Origin of the sequence: Agromyces aureus (genome assembly GCF_001660485.1) — a bacterium.
Lineage (GTDB): Bacteria > Actinomycetota > Actinomycetes > Actinomycetales > Microbacteriaceae > Agromyces > Agromyces aureus.
The window spans coordinates 3,732,564-3,747,270 of record NZ_CP013979.1 but is presented as its reverse complement, the minus strand read 5'-3'; the positions used below and the strand labels follow the sequence as shown (position 1 = coordinate 3,747,270).

Sequence of the window (14,707 nt, the reverse complement as noted above, 5' to 3'; positions counted from 1 at the left end):
CTCGCGCGAGCGTGACTGCCCCCGCAGCCCTGCTCGCCGACGGCGCTACCCGAAGCGTACGACCGCACCCGCCGCGGCGCCGCCCCAGTTCAGGGCACACCATCGCGAGACACGCCGCCGTCGGCGCAGCGATGCCTGCCCGATCGGGCAGATGCGCGTCGGCCGGTCGGCCGCGGGACTAGTTTCGCCGTGAAGAGGAGAGCGAGCGGGCGAACCCTGGTTCGCAGCGCGAGCGCACGCATGCGGCATCGCAAGGTCGGCGACGAAGACCCGGACGACGCCGGACGGCACCCCGTACACGGCCGACCGGCGCCGGTCGTGCTGCCCGCGGCATCCGTCGCCCCGCCCTCGGATCACGCGCCCGTGACCCTCGCCGACGTGCAGCGCACGGCGGGCAATCGCGCGGCGGCGGAGCTCGTGGCTTCCGACGGGCTGACGAACGGGCTCGTGCAGTTGCAGCGCCAACCGGTCGACGCCGGAGTCGACGCGGACGTCGACGCGGACACGGATGCCGGCCCAGGCCCCGACGCCGGCGTCACGCAGACACCGCAGACGACGCCCGGTACTCAGACCACGCCCGGTACCCAGACCACGCAGACGCCCCAGACCACGCAGACCACGCCCGGCACCCAGACCACCCCGCAGCGGCCCGGACAGGCGCAGGCCGCGCCGGTCGACACCGACACGACCGACGTGGCGTATCCGCCCGCGCGGCCGAGCCTCACGGTCACGCGCGGCACGCCGGTCGTCGTCGCCGGGGCCGCTCCGCCTGCGGCCGAGGTCGCGCCCGCCCACGGCATCGACACGACGGTCGAGTTCTGGGCCGTTCCGGGGGTCGCGACCTACGTCGACGTGCTGGTCGACGGCTGGCGGGCTCGGCGCGCCGCGGCCGGGCAGACGACGGATGTCGCGTCGACGCGCGCCTCGTTCGTCACCGACTTCGACGAGACCATGCAGGGCTGGTACAACCGCAGCAGCTTCAGCACGCCGTTCGCGGGCATCGACGCGGCGATGCTGCGCAAGCTCAACGCCGAGAAGGCGAAGCTCACGCGGGCGATCGCCGCGCGCCGGGTCGTCGAGAACGGCAAGCGCCGCGTGCTGACGCCCGCCGAGCGCAGTGCGCAGCTGGAGGCCGAGCTCGTCGTGTATCGGCAGTACCTGATCGACAGCGTCGCCTCGCATCTCACGCAGGGCGCCTGGGGGTGGATGCTCGAACGCCGCGAGCACCTCGACTTCGTCACCACGACGCAGCGCGGGGTGCGCGAGTTGCGCAACTTCGCGCCGGGCGCGCTGCCCAACGTCGATGCGGTCGCGCTCGTGCGCGGGCAGCTCGCGGCGCGCAACCGCACGCTCAGCGACCGGGAGCGCGCGCAGGCGATCGCGCAGGCCGAGTCGGCGTTGCGGCGGCGGTTGCGCGATCCGAAGGCGACGCTGGATGCCGCGGCGCAGGAGCAGGCGATCGTCGCCGCCGAGACCCGCAAGTTCGGCGGACAGGGTGCGGTCGACGCCGCCGTTCGCACGGCCGCGATCGCGATCGAGGAACGCGGATGGGAGAACGTGCACGAACTCGACCAGAACGGCCGACCCGCGTGGGGCCCGGTCTGGGAACGCAGCAGCCTCGGCGCCATGACGACCACGGCGATCTTCGTGCTGTGGCTCATCGACGCCTACGGCACGGGCTTCACGGCCAGCAACTACGGGGGTCATGGCGGCGGCGGGTTCGAGGGGCGCGGGCGTTCGGTCGACCTCACCATTCCGCAGCGACGTGCCGACGGGTTCTTCGACGGGCCGCAGGCGATCAGCTTCGCCCTCGCGATCGACCGGGCGGCCTCGGCGATCGGCGTCGAGTGGCGCGTGATCTACGACGACTTCTCGGTCGCCCGCGCCGTCAATGAGCGTCTCGGCCAGCGCCGCATCATCGAGGTCGCCAACACGAGCCGCAACCGCGCGGGCGACATCACGAACATCAACTGGCACGGTCCGCTCGTGACGCACTTCCACCTCGACCTCGCGTTCTGAGGCGCGCCTGAGTGGGGCGGATGCCGCGGGGCCGCGGTGCTCTCCCCGAATCCCGGTGCCGGAGTGCCGGAGTGCCGGAGTGCCGGAGTGCCGGAGTGCCGGAGTGCCGGAGTGCCGGAGTGCCCGCGTGCCGAGATGCCGGGCACGTGTCGATCGGACCTCGACCGGGTCGTCATCAAGGTAAGGGCCGACATCCGGCCCACTCCGATCGTGGAGTACGAGAACGAGACCCGGGCGGCATCGGTGGTGCGCGAGTACCCTGACGCTGGACGGGGCCGGAGGAGGAACGCCATGCGCTACACACTGCTGCTGCACTACCCCGAGATGACCGCTGACGACCTCGGCCCCGAGGCGCTCGAGCAGGGCCAGCAGGCCTTCACGAGCTATGCGGCGACGCTGCACTCGGCGGGCGTGCTGATCGCATCCGAGGTGCTGCAACCGTCGTCGAACACGACGACCCTGCGCAGTGCGGGCGGCGGCGCCCCCGTGCAGGTGCAGGACGGCCCGTTCGCCGACACGAAGGATCAGCTCGGCGGCACGTTCGTCATCGACGTGCCCGACCTCGACACCGCGATCGAGTGGGCGAAGCAGGCGCCGTCGATGGGCTACGGCGCCGGCGGCGTCGAGGTGCGCCCGGGCGCGGTGTACACGGTCGACGGCGTGTGGACCGCCAACGCGTGAGCGTTGACGGGGCGCGGGCGGTTGCGGCTGCGGCTTCGGCTGCGGCTTCGGCTTCGGCTTCGACGACGGATGCCGCGGCATCCGACTCGGCGTCCGACTCGGCTTCGGACTCAGCCGCGGCCTCCGTCTCGGCCTCGGTCGAGCTGGCCGCCCGCGCCTCCTACGGCCGCTTGATCGCCCTGCTCGCCGCATCGACCGGCGACCTCGCGCTCGCTGAAGATGCGCTGGCGGGCGCGTTCGAGCAGGCGCTCCTGCGGTGGCCGGATGCCGGTGTGCCCGACAATCCCGAGGGGTGGCTGTTGACCGTGGCCCGCAATCGCCAGCGCGACGCGTGGAAGTCGGGGGAGCGCCGCTTCACGACCCCGCTCGTGGCGCGGACCGCCGACGACGGCGACGGATTCGCGGATGCGCCGGCCGCGGCATCCGTCGACCCGCTGGCCGAGTTCGACCCGTTCGCGATTCCCGACAAACGCCTCGAGCTGCTGTTCGTGTGCGCGCACCCGGCGATCGACGCCGCCGTGCGCACGCCGCTCATGCTGCAGGTCGTGCTCGGGTTCGAGTCCGCGCAGATCGCGACGGCGTTCGCGGTGCCGCCGGCGGCGATGGCGCAGCGACTCGTGCGCGCGAAGCGCCGCATCCGCGACGCCCGCATCGGTTTCGTCGTGCCCGACCGTCGCGCGATGCCCGAGCGCCTGCCCGCCGTGCTCGAGGCGGTCTACGGATGCCACGCCATCACGTGGCGCGATGCGGCCGACGCCCGTGGCGCCTCCGGTGACAGCAGCGCGCCCGCATCGATGGCCGGCGAGGCGCAGTTCCTCGCGGTCACGCTCGCCGCACTGCTCGAGCACGAGACCGAGGCGTGGGGGCTCGCCGCGCTCGTGACGCTGTCGCTCGCGCGACGCCCGGCGGCGGCCGGTCGGCCGGCGGTCGCAGCTGCAGACGGGACCGGCGCCGGTGCCGGTGCCGATGCCGATGCCGACGCTGCGGCCGCCCCGCCCACGTTCGTCCCGCTCGACGAGCAGGACCCGACGGCGTGGGATGCCGCGCTGATCGCCGAGGGCGAGGAGTACCTGCGCCGCGCCTCCGCACCGGGGCGACCGCCGGGCCGCTTCCAGCTCGAGGCCGCGATCGATGCCGTGCACTGCGACCGGCGCCGCACTGGCGTCACCGACTGGGCGGCCCTCCGCACCCTCTACCTCGCGCTAAACTCCGTCGCCCCGAGCCTCGGCGCCCGCGTCGCGCTCGCCGCGGTCATCGGCCGCCTCGACGGACCAGACGCCGGCCTCGCGGCGCTGCCGCCCGAGCCCGAGGCATCCGCGTTCCAGCCCTGGTGGGCCGCCTGCGCCGACCTGCTCGCCCGCGCCGGACGCCTGGCCGAGGCATCCGCCGCCTTCACCCGCGCCGCCGACCTCACGGCCGACCCCGCCGTGCGCAGCTATCTGCTCGCCCGCCGAACGAATCCCGATTCCGGTATCTCAGTTCAGCCTCATCGATGAGGCGGAACTGACCTACCGCGACCGGGCCGCCGCCCTCGTCACCGAACGACGCATCCGCCATGTCGTCATGGCTCGGCGCGAAGTTGCGCAGAGAGATGCTCGAGATCCATTCCGAGGTCCGCGAGCACAGCGGACCGCGGCCTTCAGCTCCGTCGGAACCGGATCGTCTGGTGGATCGCCTGGATGATCGCGACCAGCGGGAGCACCAGGAAGAAGTACAGCCCGAGTGTGGCGAGCACCAGTTGCGCGCCGAGCAGGAGCAGGACGGTGTCCCGGTCGTAGACCAAGCCGACGACGGCGAGCACAGCGCCGATGACGCCGGGAATCGCGCAGAGGATGAACAACGCGACGAGGGCCGGGGGCGTCGGAATCCGCACATGCGGATTCGTGCGTGCAGCCACCGGGGCCGGCCCGGACGAGTTGGTCATGGCCGGACGCTCCGCGGTGATCGGCTGCGCGCCAACCTGCCGCTGGGCGGCAGTGATCGGCTGCGCGGGTGCGTCGCTGAAACCCGGATACTCGATCATGTCCCGCCTCATCTGGTCTGCTTCGACGGCCGACGCCTGCTGGAACGATCGGCCTCCGCAAGTCTCGCGTGATCGCCGGGAGCGAATCGCGCTCCGGGTGGCCCCAGAACGAGGGTGATCGGGCGGGTTGCTCCTGCATCCGCGGTCGCCCCACAGCCCGCTCCCATCCGCGCCCCTAGGATCGAACCTATGGCCGGATTCTGGGGCAAACGCAAACGTGACGCGCTCGAACTGCAAGCCCAAGATGCCGATCTGGCGAAGCGGGCGGGCAGCGCGCTGGTCGCGGCCGACGAGCGCATCCGCGTCACCGGCGACGAGCTCGCGTTCGCCGAAGCCGAGCTCGGCCCCGAGGCGACGGCCACGCTGCGCGACGCGCTCGCCGCGGTCAAGCAGCACCTGGGTGAGGCGTTCCGGCTGAATCAGCTGAACTTCGACGAGATCCCCGACACGGCCGAAGAGCTGCGCACCCGCAACGCGCGCATCGTGCAGCTGTGCGAGTGGGCCGAAGACCTGCTCGACGAGCAGACGTCGGCGCTCGCCGAGAAGATCGCGCGCGTTCGCCGGGCTCCCGAGATCATCGCCGGCGTGCGAGCGGATGCCGCGCGCCTGCGCACCCGCATCCCCCACGCTCGCGACACGATCGAGCGGCTCGCCGCCCGGTACGCGCCCGACGCGCTCAGCCAGGTCGAGTCGAACCCCGCCCAGGCCGACCAGCTCATCGGATTCGCCGAGCACAGCGTCGGCGTGGCCGAGCGCCGCCGCGAGGCCGGGCAGCGCGAGCAGGCCAACCTCGCGCTCGAGGCCGCGACCGAGTCCGTGCGCCGCGCCGCGACCCTGCTCGACGCCGTCGAGACGTTCGAGGTCGAGGCGCTGCGGGCCGAGTCCACGCTCGCGGCGATCATCGAGGACTCCCGCGAAGACCTCGTCGTCGCCGCGAACGAGCCGCACACCCCCGCGGTCGCGACCGCGATGGCCGACCTCAAGGTCGCGCTCGCCGCGCTGCCGGCCGCGGGTGTCAACACCGACCCGTTCACGCAGCTCACGCACCTGCGCGACGCGAACACGGCACTGGATGCCGCCATCGCCGCCGCCCGCGAGCGCGCGGCCCGCCCGATTCCTCCGCTCGAGCACGTGCACCACGCCATCGACGACGCCGACCGTCAGCTCGCGGTCGCGCGTGACGTCATCGCCGGCCACCGCGGATGGATCGGCGCCGACGCCCGCACCCGCTTCGCCGAGGCCGAGCGCGTGCGCATCGACCTCGACCGCTTCCTCGGCACCTCGGCCGCGACCGCCTCCGTCATCGGCGAAGACCACCGCGAGCAGGCCATGGCCATGGCCCGCCGCACCGCGTCCCTCGCGGGCGAGGCCCTGCAGCTCGCGGGCCGCGACATCGACGCCTCCCGCCCGCAAGACCAGGGCCAGTGGGGTGGCCAGGGCTACGGCGGCTACGGCGGCTACGGCGGCGGCGGTCGCCGCGGCGGCGGCAACGACCTCATGGGCGGCATCCTCGGCGGCCTCGTCATCGGCAGCGTCCTCGACGGCATCTTCGACTGACGCACCCGCCGGTCGAGGAGCGAAGCGTCTCGAGACCAGCCCGCGGCCGATCGAGCCTCAGATCACCGCGACCTCGTAGTCGCGCATCCGTGTGTCGACGCTGAGCAGGGGAATGCCTTCAACAACCGCCTGCGCGACGAGCATACGATCGAACGGATCGCGATGGTGCCACGGCAGCCGGCGGAGGACGCTCGCGTGCTCGGCGGTGAACGGCAATCTCTCGAATCCGCCCGCTGAGATGACCTCTTCGAAGTCATCGGGCACGTCGAGTTTGCCGAGCGAGGCCTTGATCGCGATCTCCGCGGTCGTGATCGCCGAAACAAGCACGTCGTTCGAGACATCCGTGATCAGGTCGCGGTGGGCCCGGATCAGCCGGTCGTCGTCGGCAAGCCACCAGAGGAGCACGTGCGAGTCGAGCAGAACCCTCACTCGCCGAACCATTCGCGAGCATCTCGGTCATCGAAGGCATCGAAGTCGGCGGCGATGCGCACCCGCCCGCTCAAGGCACCCGGAACCCTTGCCGTGCGCTCGGGTTCGATCGGCACGAGTCGAGCAACAGGGTGCCCGTTGCGGCTGATCGTCACGCGTTCGCCGTGTTCGACGCGGCTCACGAGCCGCGAGAATCCGGTCTTCGCATCGTAGATGTTCACGATCTCCTCCGTCATGCCCCGAGCCTAGTTGACCAACCCTGGTCAGGTCAGGTTGCATTCAGCGAACATTCCGTTGGGTCCGGCGCCAAGCTCACGGAGACCGCCGGCTTCTCGTCAACGCCGCGAAACTCGTCGGCGAAGCCGAATCGATCCTCGTTCCGCGTCGCTCGTCGGAAGCCGTCGTACTGGGGCGGACGAGTGACCTCGTACGACGGGAGATCCGAGAGGTGGTAGTCGCGGAAGCTGTGCATCGGGCCGGTGGAGTGCCACTCGCTCGGGTCGAGCACCGACAGCCCGCGGCATCCGCTCGCTCCATCCATGGCGCTCGCGCGGCGGCGAACCTAGGATCGACGCATGGCCGGGTTCTTGGTCAGGCGCAGGCTGGCTGCGCGAGAACTCCAAGCCCATGACGCCGAGCTGGCGAAGCGGGCTGCATCGGCGCTGCTCGCCGTTGACGAGGGCATCCGCGCCGCATCCGAAGAGGTCTGCTTCGCCGAGGCCGAGATGGGTGCCGACGCGATCGACGGGGCGTGGGCCGTCATCGCCGTGGTGCGGCGGCACCTGAGCGACGCGTTCCGCCTGAACCGGCTCAATCACGACGCGATGCCCGGCACGCCCGACGTGGTGCGGGCGCGGTCCGAGCTCATCGTGCGCGTGTGCGAGTGGGCCGAGCACGTGCTCGGCGAGCTGACGTCGACCCTCGCCGACCGGGTCGCGCAGGGGCGGCGGGCGCCCGTCGTCGTTGCCGTCACGGAGGTTCGCGTCGCGCAGAACGGCGTCGCGCAGACCCGAACGCTGCAGGCCCGAACGGATGCCGCCGGCTCCCCGCCGACCCTCGTGATCGCCGAAGCGCACGCGCACCTCATCCGGCTGCGCGCAGCCAGATCGGCACTGGATGCCGCGACGACCGCGGCCGGCCAGGGCACCACGGGCACGGGGCGGGCGACGCAGGTGGCACGCGCGACGCGGGCCGCGCGAGCAACGCCCCCGCGCCCACTCGCCACCTCGCTCCAGCGCGCGATCGAGGCCGCCGACCGCACGCTCGACCTGGCGCGCAGCACCGTCGCCGAGCATCGAGGCCGCATCGGCGCCGAGGCCCTCACGCGGCTGGCCGAGGCCGAGCACCTCCGCATCGATCTCCGGCACGGCCTGGGCGCCGCGCAGTCGACCGCGTCGCTCCTCATCCGCGAGGATCACCGAACCCTTGCCACGACGATCGCCCAGCACATCGCCACCCTCGCGAGCGACGCCGTGCTCCTCGCCCGACGAGACCTCGCCGCGTCGCGCCCGCCGTCGCGCCGTGGTGAGGGCTAGAGCTGGCGATGCCGATGAGCGCCACCCGCGGCCGGGCGCTTCGACAATGAGACCGCAGTGGCGGGGGAGGGTTCGATCATCGGAGTTACGTTCCCAGTTGTGGACCGTGGAGGTTCGGATCAGCTGCTGGTCCTGGCGGATCGCCGCAACTTTTCACGCCTCCGTGCTCCGAGAGCTGCCGCGGCTGCCGGGTTCCGGCAAAGCATGGTTTGTCTCAATCGCGAGCATTGCCAGTGCGTCGATCCATCGCGAACGAAGCCCGTTGAGATGGAGCCAGTAGCCGTCCGGATCTCGTCTCGCCAAATCCAGATAACGATTGGCGGCTCGGGCCATGTCATCGAGAGGCTGCTGCATGGATGATCCGGGGCGTACTCCACGTGAGGCCTCGACGATCGCCTCTCGCGCATGCGCGACGGAGACACGACATGCCTCGAGGTCGTCGGCGCGGTATGGCTCGGTGGTGTCGATGCGAACGGGATTCGCTTCCACAAACGCCCGCCTGCTAGCGAGGATGTTCGCGAGATGGCGGATTGCGTCGCGTTCCCGAGTGCTTACCTCGTGCCGATAGGTGCCGAACGCAATCCCGACGGTCAATAGTGCGCCGAAGGTCGTGGCGATGAGAGCAATCAGCAGGTCAGGCCAAAATGTTGAGGAGGGCAAGGTGCTCCGTCTGTGGCTCAGTGTCATCGATGAGAACGTCGCTCGATACTCTCAGGCAGGTCGGGCGAGGGCTTTCCCCCAAAACGAGGGTGCCTACGAGATCATCCGATCTCGCTCAAATATCGCGTCCACCGACGTTTGTCGGACTGCCGCGACGCCGGCATGCGGCCGCTTCTCGGCCGTGCATGTACCCCGAACACGGGCCGCCGCCGCCCGAACCGCTCCGTAGCATGGCGGGCGGGGCAAGGGGGCTCGCATGACCATTCAGGAGTTCGGCTGGCCGATGACGCCGGGCGACGGTGGACGCAATCTCGAGCTGCGGTACGACCGCAGAATCGACGAGAACTTCCTCGACGTCATCTGCGATGGCCCGCTTCGGTCGTTGCAGGAGTATGCGCGTGAGGCGCGCTACCCGGTGGATCTGCAGTTCCGGCGCGACATCCACTCGGGGGATCAGCGCGCGCAGCTGTACGTCGGACTGCAGCGCGTGCTTTCGGTGTATTGGCGTTCGGGGCGGGTGCGGTTCGAAGGTCACACCAAATATGGGCGCTATCAGCGATACGGATTCGATGATGCCTGGCGCGAGTGGATGGCAGCGGATGCGGTCGCCGGCATCGTGGAGGACCTCGACGACTACCTAGAGCTCGTCATTCCGAAGGTCGCGTCGGTGGCCACCGAAGGTGCCGTGCAGTCGGCGATCACCTCATTCCAATCGACCAATGGCCGGGCGAACGGTGGGCGCGCGATGCTCGATCGCGAGTTCACGCCTCAGTTCGAGAGTTCGTTCGTCGAGGACTTCGTGATGAATGACGTCTCGGCGACACTGCTCGCTGCGATTCAGGATGCACCCGTCGACCGTCCGCGGCCAACCTCGTTCGGGCCACGTCTGGATGTGCTCGGAACTCGCGACGGCGTCCTCCAAGCGATCGAAGTGAAGCCGAAGGGTGTCGCCAGCATCGTCTGGGCGCCGGTGCAGGTCATCGTGTATGCGCGCTTGGTCCAACGGTGGCTCGGTGAGGATCCCGAGGCACGCGATATTCTGCGTCGGCTCGCGGAGCAGCGCCGTCGCGTCGGTCTGCTGCACGACGACGTGTACCTCGGTTCACTCGATGAGGTGCAGCCGGTGATCGCCGTGCAGCGCGGCGGACGTGACGGCAGCTACCTCTCCGACATGATGCGCGTGATCGAGCACCTCGCACACAAGGGAATAGGGGAGGCAGCTGCGCTGAAGGTCTACGAGGTGAGCCTCTCTGGCCGGATGCGTCGGCTCGACAAACCGCTACCGCTGCTGTAGTGCCGGGATCGTCGCAATGACTCGATAGTCCCGCAATCCTCGCGTTCGAAACTCGAACGGACGAGCAACGGCTGTATCCGAGCTCACCGTGAGTCAGGCATCGCAGGCGACGCCGTCACCATCGCGATCGAGGTCGTAGATGTCGGAGCCCACGATCCAGACCGGGCCCTGGACGTAGGCAGGCCCGTTGCCGCTTCCCCCTGCGCAGTCGACGTCGGAAGAGATCGGCACGCACGCACCCTCGTAGTTCGAGTCGCATCCGTTGTCCACCGGTGCAGGCGGCGGGGGCGGAGGCTGTCGGGAACCGACCGCGATGATCTCATTCACCGGTTGCACGGTGACGATCTCTTCGACGACTTCCCTTGAGACTTCAACGCCATCCACTGTGACGACGCGGGTCCGAATGACTTTCTGACCATCGGCACCAGCCGTTGCAAGTGCGGTCAACCCCACATCAAGGTTGGGGTCGTCTACGTTCGACGTTGAGAAGGCGATCGGCGCTGATTCCTCGACGATCGTCTCCTTCCGCACTGGCGTGGGGGTCGGCGTCGGTGCCGAGGCGGATGCGCGAGGTGACGCCACCCCGGCGTCGACGAACGCAGCAACATCGTGGTCTGCCGGCTGATTTGCGGCGACTGCTGCGCCCCCGACGCTCGCGACGACGATTCCCGCGACGAGCACCGCGACACCGACGGGCCGGGTCTGGATTCGTAGCCGGCTGAACGACCCCCGCAGAAGGGCATAGAGCCCGACCGTGCCTGCGATCAGACCACTGACCACCAGCAGCCCACCCCAGCCCCAGAGCGCCAGAATCACCACACCCACGACGGCCAGGGTGATGACCGTGGCCGGGAGGTTATTCTTCGATTTGGTCGGCGTCGTGTCGACGGAACCAGACGATCCGTTGGCTGGGAGTTGTGCAGCGCGGTCCACCACCGCCTGCGCGGCTCGATCGAAGAAGAACGTCGTCCAGCGTTCTCCATCCCACCACCGCTGTTGTCCGGAACCGTCGTCGAACCAGCCGGGGCCAGCGTTGGGCATTGCGATACTCCTTGGAACGGGTTGAGGTGACGGTACCTGCTCGTGACGTGCCCAAGCGCGTCCCAATTCTGGGGGTGCTCCCCCTGCGCGGTCAGTCCGTTCTCACTCGACTCGCCGACTCGGTGAGCACGCGCACGTTCGCCGGCTGCTCGCGGATCGTCAGACGCCGGGCCGCGACGATGACGATCACGGGCGTGACCGCCACCGGTGTTCCCGTCGCCGCGGAGAGGCGCTGCGCCGCACGCTTCGCCTCGAACTCGGCGTTGCGCAGGTGGTCGGTGCGCTGCCCGTTCACGAGCAGGCGCTTGGCGCCGACCCACACCTCCTTGCCCTCGTGGTGCTTGGTGTTGATCGTGAAGACGCCCGACGGGCCGATCACGACGTGGTCGATGTCGCTCTTGCCGGTGCCGATGGGCACCGCGTGCAGCACGCGCCACGACGGATCCAGCCGTTCCAGCCGCCGGGCGACCTCGAGTTCGCCGATCGCCCCGAGGTACCACGACTGCGACTCGCTCGACAGCGGCGACCGGCCGATCGCGCGGGCGAGTGGCGAGCGGGGCGGCACGAGGGCCTGCTCGCGCAGGCACTCCGCGATGACGGATGCCGCTGCCGGGCGACCCGACAGCGAGACCGTAGCAGCGGGGGAGGGTTCGGTCACGGTGCCTCGACTTCCGGATGCGCGGTCGACGCCGACCGGGTGACCTCGACGCTACGAATCGACGGCGGGCCGCGGCATCCCCAGTTGGAGTGTGGCGCGGTGTCGTGTCGAGGGAGAAACCAGGTCGTCGCGCGTATTCGCTCGTGCACCGTACGACTGGGAGGGCCACGCCTATCTCGGTGGGCCACCGCAGCGATGTCGGTGGTCGCATCTAGCGTCGTGATCTTCGGCCATCGGCTGGAGTCGGCAAGGACACTTCATGGGTTCGGACTCTCACCTCGCGGCGACCACGACCGCGGCACGCGCGGCGCGCGCGGCGATCAACCTCGGCTTCTCCACGGCGGCGCGCAATGCCGACCGAGCGCGCCTGCTCGACGACATCAACGCCCTCGAGCTGCGGCTCGCGCTCATCGACGACCGCTTCGAGCGGCTCGCCGGTCGCGGTGACGACCAGTACCAGGCGTGGCGCCGCGACACCGTCACGAAGACACGGGACCTCGCCGTGCGGGCTCGCACGCTCGAGGTCGACGGCCTGATTGAAGCCCACCACCGCCGCAGGGTCGCGGCCGTGCTCGTGACGATCCGCGCGCGCATCGTCGCGCTCGACGAGCGCCGCGTGGCCCTTCGCGACCGTCGACCGTGTTCCGTTCCGGGCGACCGGTAGCCCGGGGAGTCGCGGTGCCTCCTCAGAGAGGGATCGCTTCGGCGAGGATGCGGTCGAGTACCTCGCTCCGGCCGCGGTCGGACACGACGTCGACCGTGGTGCCGAGGAGTTCCTCGGCCGCGATCATGAAGCCGGCGAGATCGAACAAAGACGTGTTCTCGCCGGGATGTACGAGCAGGTCGACATCGGAGCCCGCATCGGCATCATCGCGGGCAACGGAGCCGAATACGCGGATGTTGCCGAGCCCGTGCAGGGCCGCAGCCCTGAGCAGCTCGGCGCGCACTGACCTCACCTGCGCCAGCGATGGCGCGCCGGGTGCACGATTGAGCTGCGACGGATCCGCCATGCGGCGAGCCTAGCCCTGTGCCCTACGCCGTCGGCAAGGCTGCTCGGGCAGGATCGAAACCACTGTGCAGAAGCACGGCGCGAAGGTCCGTGAGCGTCGCTACACGGAGCCTCTCAGCGGCTCGAGGGCGGCGAGCACGAGGTCGAGTCCGAAGATGAACTCCTCGGTCGGGTCGTAGCCGACGGCGACGAGCTCCGCGGCGGACTCGTTGAGGAAGGGGAACTCGGCAGGGGGAAGCTGGGGTAGGTAGACGCCCTCGGTCATGTCCGCGAGCTCGTCGGCGGTGTCGAACGGCAAGCTGGCCGCCTGCAGGGCGTACCCGTAGACATAACTGTTGATCATCCAGTTGGCGTGCGTCGCCATCAGCACCGAGAAGCCGGCCCGTCGCAGGCAGGCGGTGACCGCTTCGCGGTGGCGGAGGTTCGCAGGCCCCGGCGTCGTCCGCGACTCCATCAGGCTGGTCGCCCACGGATGTTGCGCGAGAACCCGTTGGGTCGATACCGCCTCCCGGCGCATCGCCGACTGCCAGTCGGTCTCTTCGGTCGGAGGCTCGATCTCCGCGAACACGATGTCGATCATGGCGTCGAGCAGCTCGTCCTTGTTTGCCACGTAGTGGTAGAGCGACATCGCGCCCGCGCCGAGCGAGCCGGCGAGCCGGCGCATGCTCAGCCCGTCGACCCCATCGCGGTCGGCGAGCCGGATCGCCTCGGCCACCACTCGCTGCTTGTTCAGCCCCGCGGATGTCGCGACCTGGCGTTCTTCGTTCGCAGACACGGCTTCCCCTCGCTCGCTCAACGACGCTTGACAATCGTCCAGCGCAGGATCATAGTACGGTGTACTACTCGTCGTACAGCGTACGAGTACGGTGTACGACGAAGCGACACAGCCAGTCGCGCCCGCACGCCCAGACCTGCCGCCACTCCGGCGGAGGCCCCGCTCCTCTCGAAAGACGAACCGATGACCATCCGAACGAACGCCGCGAACACCCCGAACGCCCTGCATCTGCTCGCCGATCCTCCGGTCTCCGTGCGAGCCAAGCTCGCCGCCGCATGGACCAGCTTCATGTTCCTGTACGTCTACGTCGACGTCCTCAACTTCTACAAGCCCGGCGTCGTCGACGGCATCCTCAATGGCCTCGTCTGGAGGTTCGACGTCAGCTCGACATTGTTGACCGTCATGCTCGCGTCGGTGACGATCCCGGCCCTGATGGTGGTGCTCTCCATGACGCTGCCCGCCCGGGCGAACCGCGCCACGAACCTCGTCGTGGCCTCGCTCTACATCCCCTACTCGGTGTTCAACGCGGCAGGGGCGACCTGGGAGTGGGCCTTCTTCTACGGCCTCTCCATCGGAATCGAGGTGCTGCTCCTGGCCTTCATCCTGCGCTCCGCCTGGACCTGGCCCCGAACGCACTCCAATGCCGCGGATGTCGCGACGGCCGACCGACTGCGGCAGGACTTTCGGCGATAGATTTCCGCGCGCGGCAATTCGGCGACGGATGCTGGTGACGCCTGCGTCATCTGGTCGCCGTCGATCCGCCACGCGATCCGCACTGGCTCGTATACCGGCCTGGAAGTGTTTTCAAGAGCCCCACTACGAGGGCCGCCGGCCCGGTTCGTGGCATGCGCCGGCCTGTACGCTCTAGGGTTTTCTGCAGGTTCACGAGTGGCAGCTTCAGGTACCTGGCCGGCTGCCCCGCAGCCCCCTTCCATCGAGCGGGGTGCCCGAGGGGAAGAACCGGCCCGAGGCATCCGTGTCGGGCAAGTCGATGGGCGCCGCGCGTCTCCGAACGAGAGGAGCAAT

General features: G+C 69.7%; 16 protein-coding genes and 1 riboswitch. Of the genes, 8 read left to right on the top strand and 8 right to left on the bottom strand.

Going from position 1 to position 14,707, the window contains the following annotated elements; genetic code table 11:
- Window positions 1–240 precede the first annotated feature (240 nt).
- The 3 genes from ATC03_RS20860 (at window position 241) to ATC03_RS16740 (ending at window position 4,196) form a co-directional block, all read left to right on the top strand.
- On the top strand, window positions 241–2,019 hold the full coding sequence (locus ATC03_RS20860; protein WP_067879595.1) for a hypothetical protein: 1,779 nt from the start codon (window positions 241–243) through the stop codon (window positions 2,017–2,019).
- 291 nt (window positions 2,020–2,310) lie between these two features.
- Window positions 2,311–2,700, top strand: a complete 390-nt coding sequence (locus ATC03_RS16745; protein WP_067879593.1) for a YciI family protein — start codon at window positions 2,311–2,313, stop codon at window positions 2,698–2,700.
- Entirely contained in the window at window positions 2,697–4,196 is a 1,500-nt protein-coding gene (locus ATC03_RS16740; RefSeq protein WP_227820141.1) for an RNA polymerase sigma factor, read from the top strand. The genes ATC03_RS16745 and ATC03_RS16740 overlap by 4 nt, the downstream gene beginning before the upstream one ends.
- A gap of 143 nt (window positions 4,197–4,339) precedes the next feature.
- On the opposite strand, the gene ATC03_RS16735 is transcribed toward ATC03_RS16740, so the two are convergent.
- Window positions 4,340–4,723, bottom strand: coding sequence for a hypothetical protein (locus ATC03_RS16735; RefSeq protein WP_152030994.1), 384 nt, complete (start codon window positions 4,721–4,723; stop codon window positions 4,340–4,342).
- Between the two features lie 189 nt (window positions 4,724–4,912).
- Between ATC03_RS16735 and ATC03_RS16730 the strand changes: the two genes are divergently transcribed.
- Window positions 4,913–6,280, top strand: coding sequence for a coiled-coil domain-containing protein (locus ATC03_RS16730; RefSeq protein WP_067879587.1), 1,368 nt, complete (start codon window positions 4,913–4,915; stop codon window positions 6,278–6,280).
- A 57-nt stretch (window positions 6,281–6,337) separates the two neighbouring features.
- Here ATC03_RS16730 and ATC03_RS16725 read toward each other — a convergent pair whose 3' ends face one another.
- Entirely contained in the window at window positions 6,338–6,709 is a 372-nt protein-coding gene (locus tag ATC03_RS16725) for a type II toxin-antitoxin system VapC family toxin (protein ID WP_179947887.1), read from the bottom strand.
- A complete protein-coding gene (locus tag ATC03_RS16720) occupies window positions 6,706–6,945 on the bottom strand; it encodes a type II toxin-antitoxin system Phd/YefM family antitoxin (RefSeq protein ID WP_067879581.1) in 240 nt (79 codons plus the stop codon). Before ATC03_RS16720 ends, ATC03_RS16725 begins: the two co-directional genes overlap by 4 nt.
- 339 nt (window positions 6,946–7,284) lie before the next feature.
- On the opposite strand from ATC03_RS16720, the gene ATC03_RS16710 reads away from it, so the two are divergent.
- A complete protein-coding gene (locus ATC03_RS16710; RefSeq protein ID WP_067879576.1) occupies window positions 7,285–8,244 on the top strand; it encodes a hypothetical protein in 960 nt (319 codons plus the stop codon).
- 153 nt (window positions 8,245–8,397) lie between these two features.
- Here the strand turns inward: ATC03_RS16710 and ATC03_RS20390 are convergent, their stop codons facing one another.
- Window positions 8,398–8,904 carry a hypothetical protein gene (locus ATC03_RS20390; RefSeq protein WP_152030993.1) on the bottom strand — a complete coding sequence of 169 codons (507 nt, stop codon included), beginning with the start codon at window positions 8,902–8,904 and terminating at the stop codon, window positions 8,398–8,400.
- Window positions 8,905–9,160: 256 nt separating this feature from the next.
- Between ATC03_RS20390 and ATC03_RS16705 the strand changes: the two genes are divergently transcribed.
- A complete protein-coding gene (locus tag ATC03_RS16705; RefSeq protein WP_067879573.1) occupies window positions 9,161–10,198 on the top strand; it encodes a hypothetical protein in 1,038 nt (345 codons plus the stop codon).
- 93 nt (window positions 10,199–10,291) lie between these two features.
- Here the strand turns inward: ATC03_RS16705 and ATC03_RS20030 are convergent, their stop codons facing one another.
- A complete protein-coding gene (locus ATC03_RS20030) occupies window positions 10,292–11,239 on the bottom strand; it encodes a G5 domain-containing protein (protein WP_084003764.1) in 948 nt (315 codons plus the stop codon).
- Window positions 11,240–11,330: 91 nt separating this feature from the next.
- A complete protein-coding gene (locus tag ATC03_RS16695) occupies window positions 11,331–11,897 on the bottom strand; it encodes a nuclease-related domain-containing protein (RefSeq protein WP_067879570.1) in 567 nt (188 codons plus the stop codon).
- A gap of 259 nt (window positions 11,898–12,156) precedes the next feature.
- Between ATC03_RS16695 and ATC03_RS16690 the strand changes: the two genes are divergently transcribed.
- Complete coding sequence (locus tag ATC03_RS16690; RefSeq protein WP_067879567.1) at window positions 12,157–12,561, top strand: hypothetical protein; 405 nt, start codon at window positions 12,157–12,159, stop codon at window positions 12,559–12,561.
- A 22-nt stretch (window positions 12,562–12,583) separates the two neighbouring features.
- On the opposite strand, the gene ATC03_RS16685 is transcribed toward ATC03_RS16690, so the two are convergent.
- Both ATC03_RS16685 and ATC03_RS16680 read right to left on the bottom strand, forming a co-directional pair.
- The gene (locus ATC03_RS16685) at window positions 12,584–12,907 is read right to left on the bottom strand and encodes a nucleotidyltransferase family protein (RefSeq protein ID WP_067879564.1); all 324 of its coding nucleotides are present in this window, start codon (window positions 12,905–12,907) and stop codon (window positions 12,584–12,586) included.
- A gap of 99 nt (window positions 12,908–13,006) precedes the next feature.
- The gene (locus tag ATC03_RS16680; protein WP_067879561.1) at window positions 13,007–13,681 is read right to left on the bottom strand and encodes a TetR/AcrR family transcriptional regulator; all 675 of its coding nucleotides are present in this window, start codon (window positions 13,679–13,681) and stop codon (window positions 13,007–13,009) included.
- A 183-nt stretch (window positions 13,682–13,864) separates the two neighbouring features.
- On the opposite strand from ATC03_RS16680, the gene ATC03_RS16675 reads away from it, so the two are divergent.
- A complete protein-coding gene (locus tag ATC03_RS16675; protein ID WP_067879558.1) occupies window positions 13,865–14,374 on the top strand; it encodes a DUF6326 family protein in 510 nt (169 codons plus the stop codon).
- Window positions 14,375–14,561: 187 nt separating this feature from the next.
- A riboswitch (SAM riboswitch) is annotated at window positions 14,562–14,677 on the top strand.
- Window positions 14,678–14,707: the final 30 nt, after the last annotated feature.

Coding starts and splice junctions, on each gene's coding strand:
- ATC03_RS16720 (WP_067879581.1), bottom strand. CDS start 6,945: ATGACGGAGGAGATCGTGAACATCTACGATGCGAAGACCGGATTCTCG.
- ATC03_RS16745 (WP_067879593.1), top strand. CDS start 2,311: ATGCGCTACACACTGCTGCTGCACTACCCCGAGATGACCGCTGACGAC.
- ATC03_RS16705 (WP_067879573.1), top strand. CDS start 9,161: ATGACCATTCAGGAGTTCGGCTGGCCGATGACGCCGGGCGACGGTGGA.
- ATC03_RS16730 (WP_067879587.1), top strand. CDS start 4,913: ATGGCCGGATTCTGGGGCAAACGCAAACGTGACGCGCTCGAACTGCAA.
- ATC03_RS16735 (WP_152030994.1), bottom strand. CDS start 4,723: ATGATCGAGTATCCGGGTTTCAGCGACGCACCCGCGCAGCCGATCACT.
- ATC03_RS16690 (WP_067879567.1), top strand. CDS start 12,157: ATGGGTTCGGACTCTCACCTCGCGGCGACCACGACCGCGGCACGCGCG.
- ATC03_RS20860 (WP_067879595.1), top strand. CDS start 241: ATGCGGCATCGCAAGGTCGGCGACGAAGACCCGGACGACGCCGGACGG.
- ATC03_RS20030 (WP_084003764.1), bottom strand. CDS start 11,239: ATGCCCAACGCTGGCCCCGGCTGGTTCGACGACGGTTCCGGACAACAG.
- ATC03_RS16710 (WP_067879576.1), top strand. CDS start 7,285: ATGGCCGGGTTCTTGGTCAGGCGCAGGCTGGCTGCGCGAGAACTCCAA.
- ATC03_RS16685 (WP_067879564.1), bottom strand. CDS start 12,907: ATGGCGGATCCGTCGCAGCTCAATCGTGCACCCGGCGCGCCATCGCTG.
- ATC03_RS16675 (WP_067879558.1), top strand. CDS start 13,865: ATGACCATCCGAACGAACGCCGCGAACACCCCGAACGCCCTGCATCTG.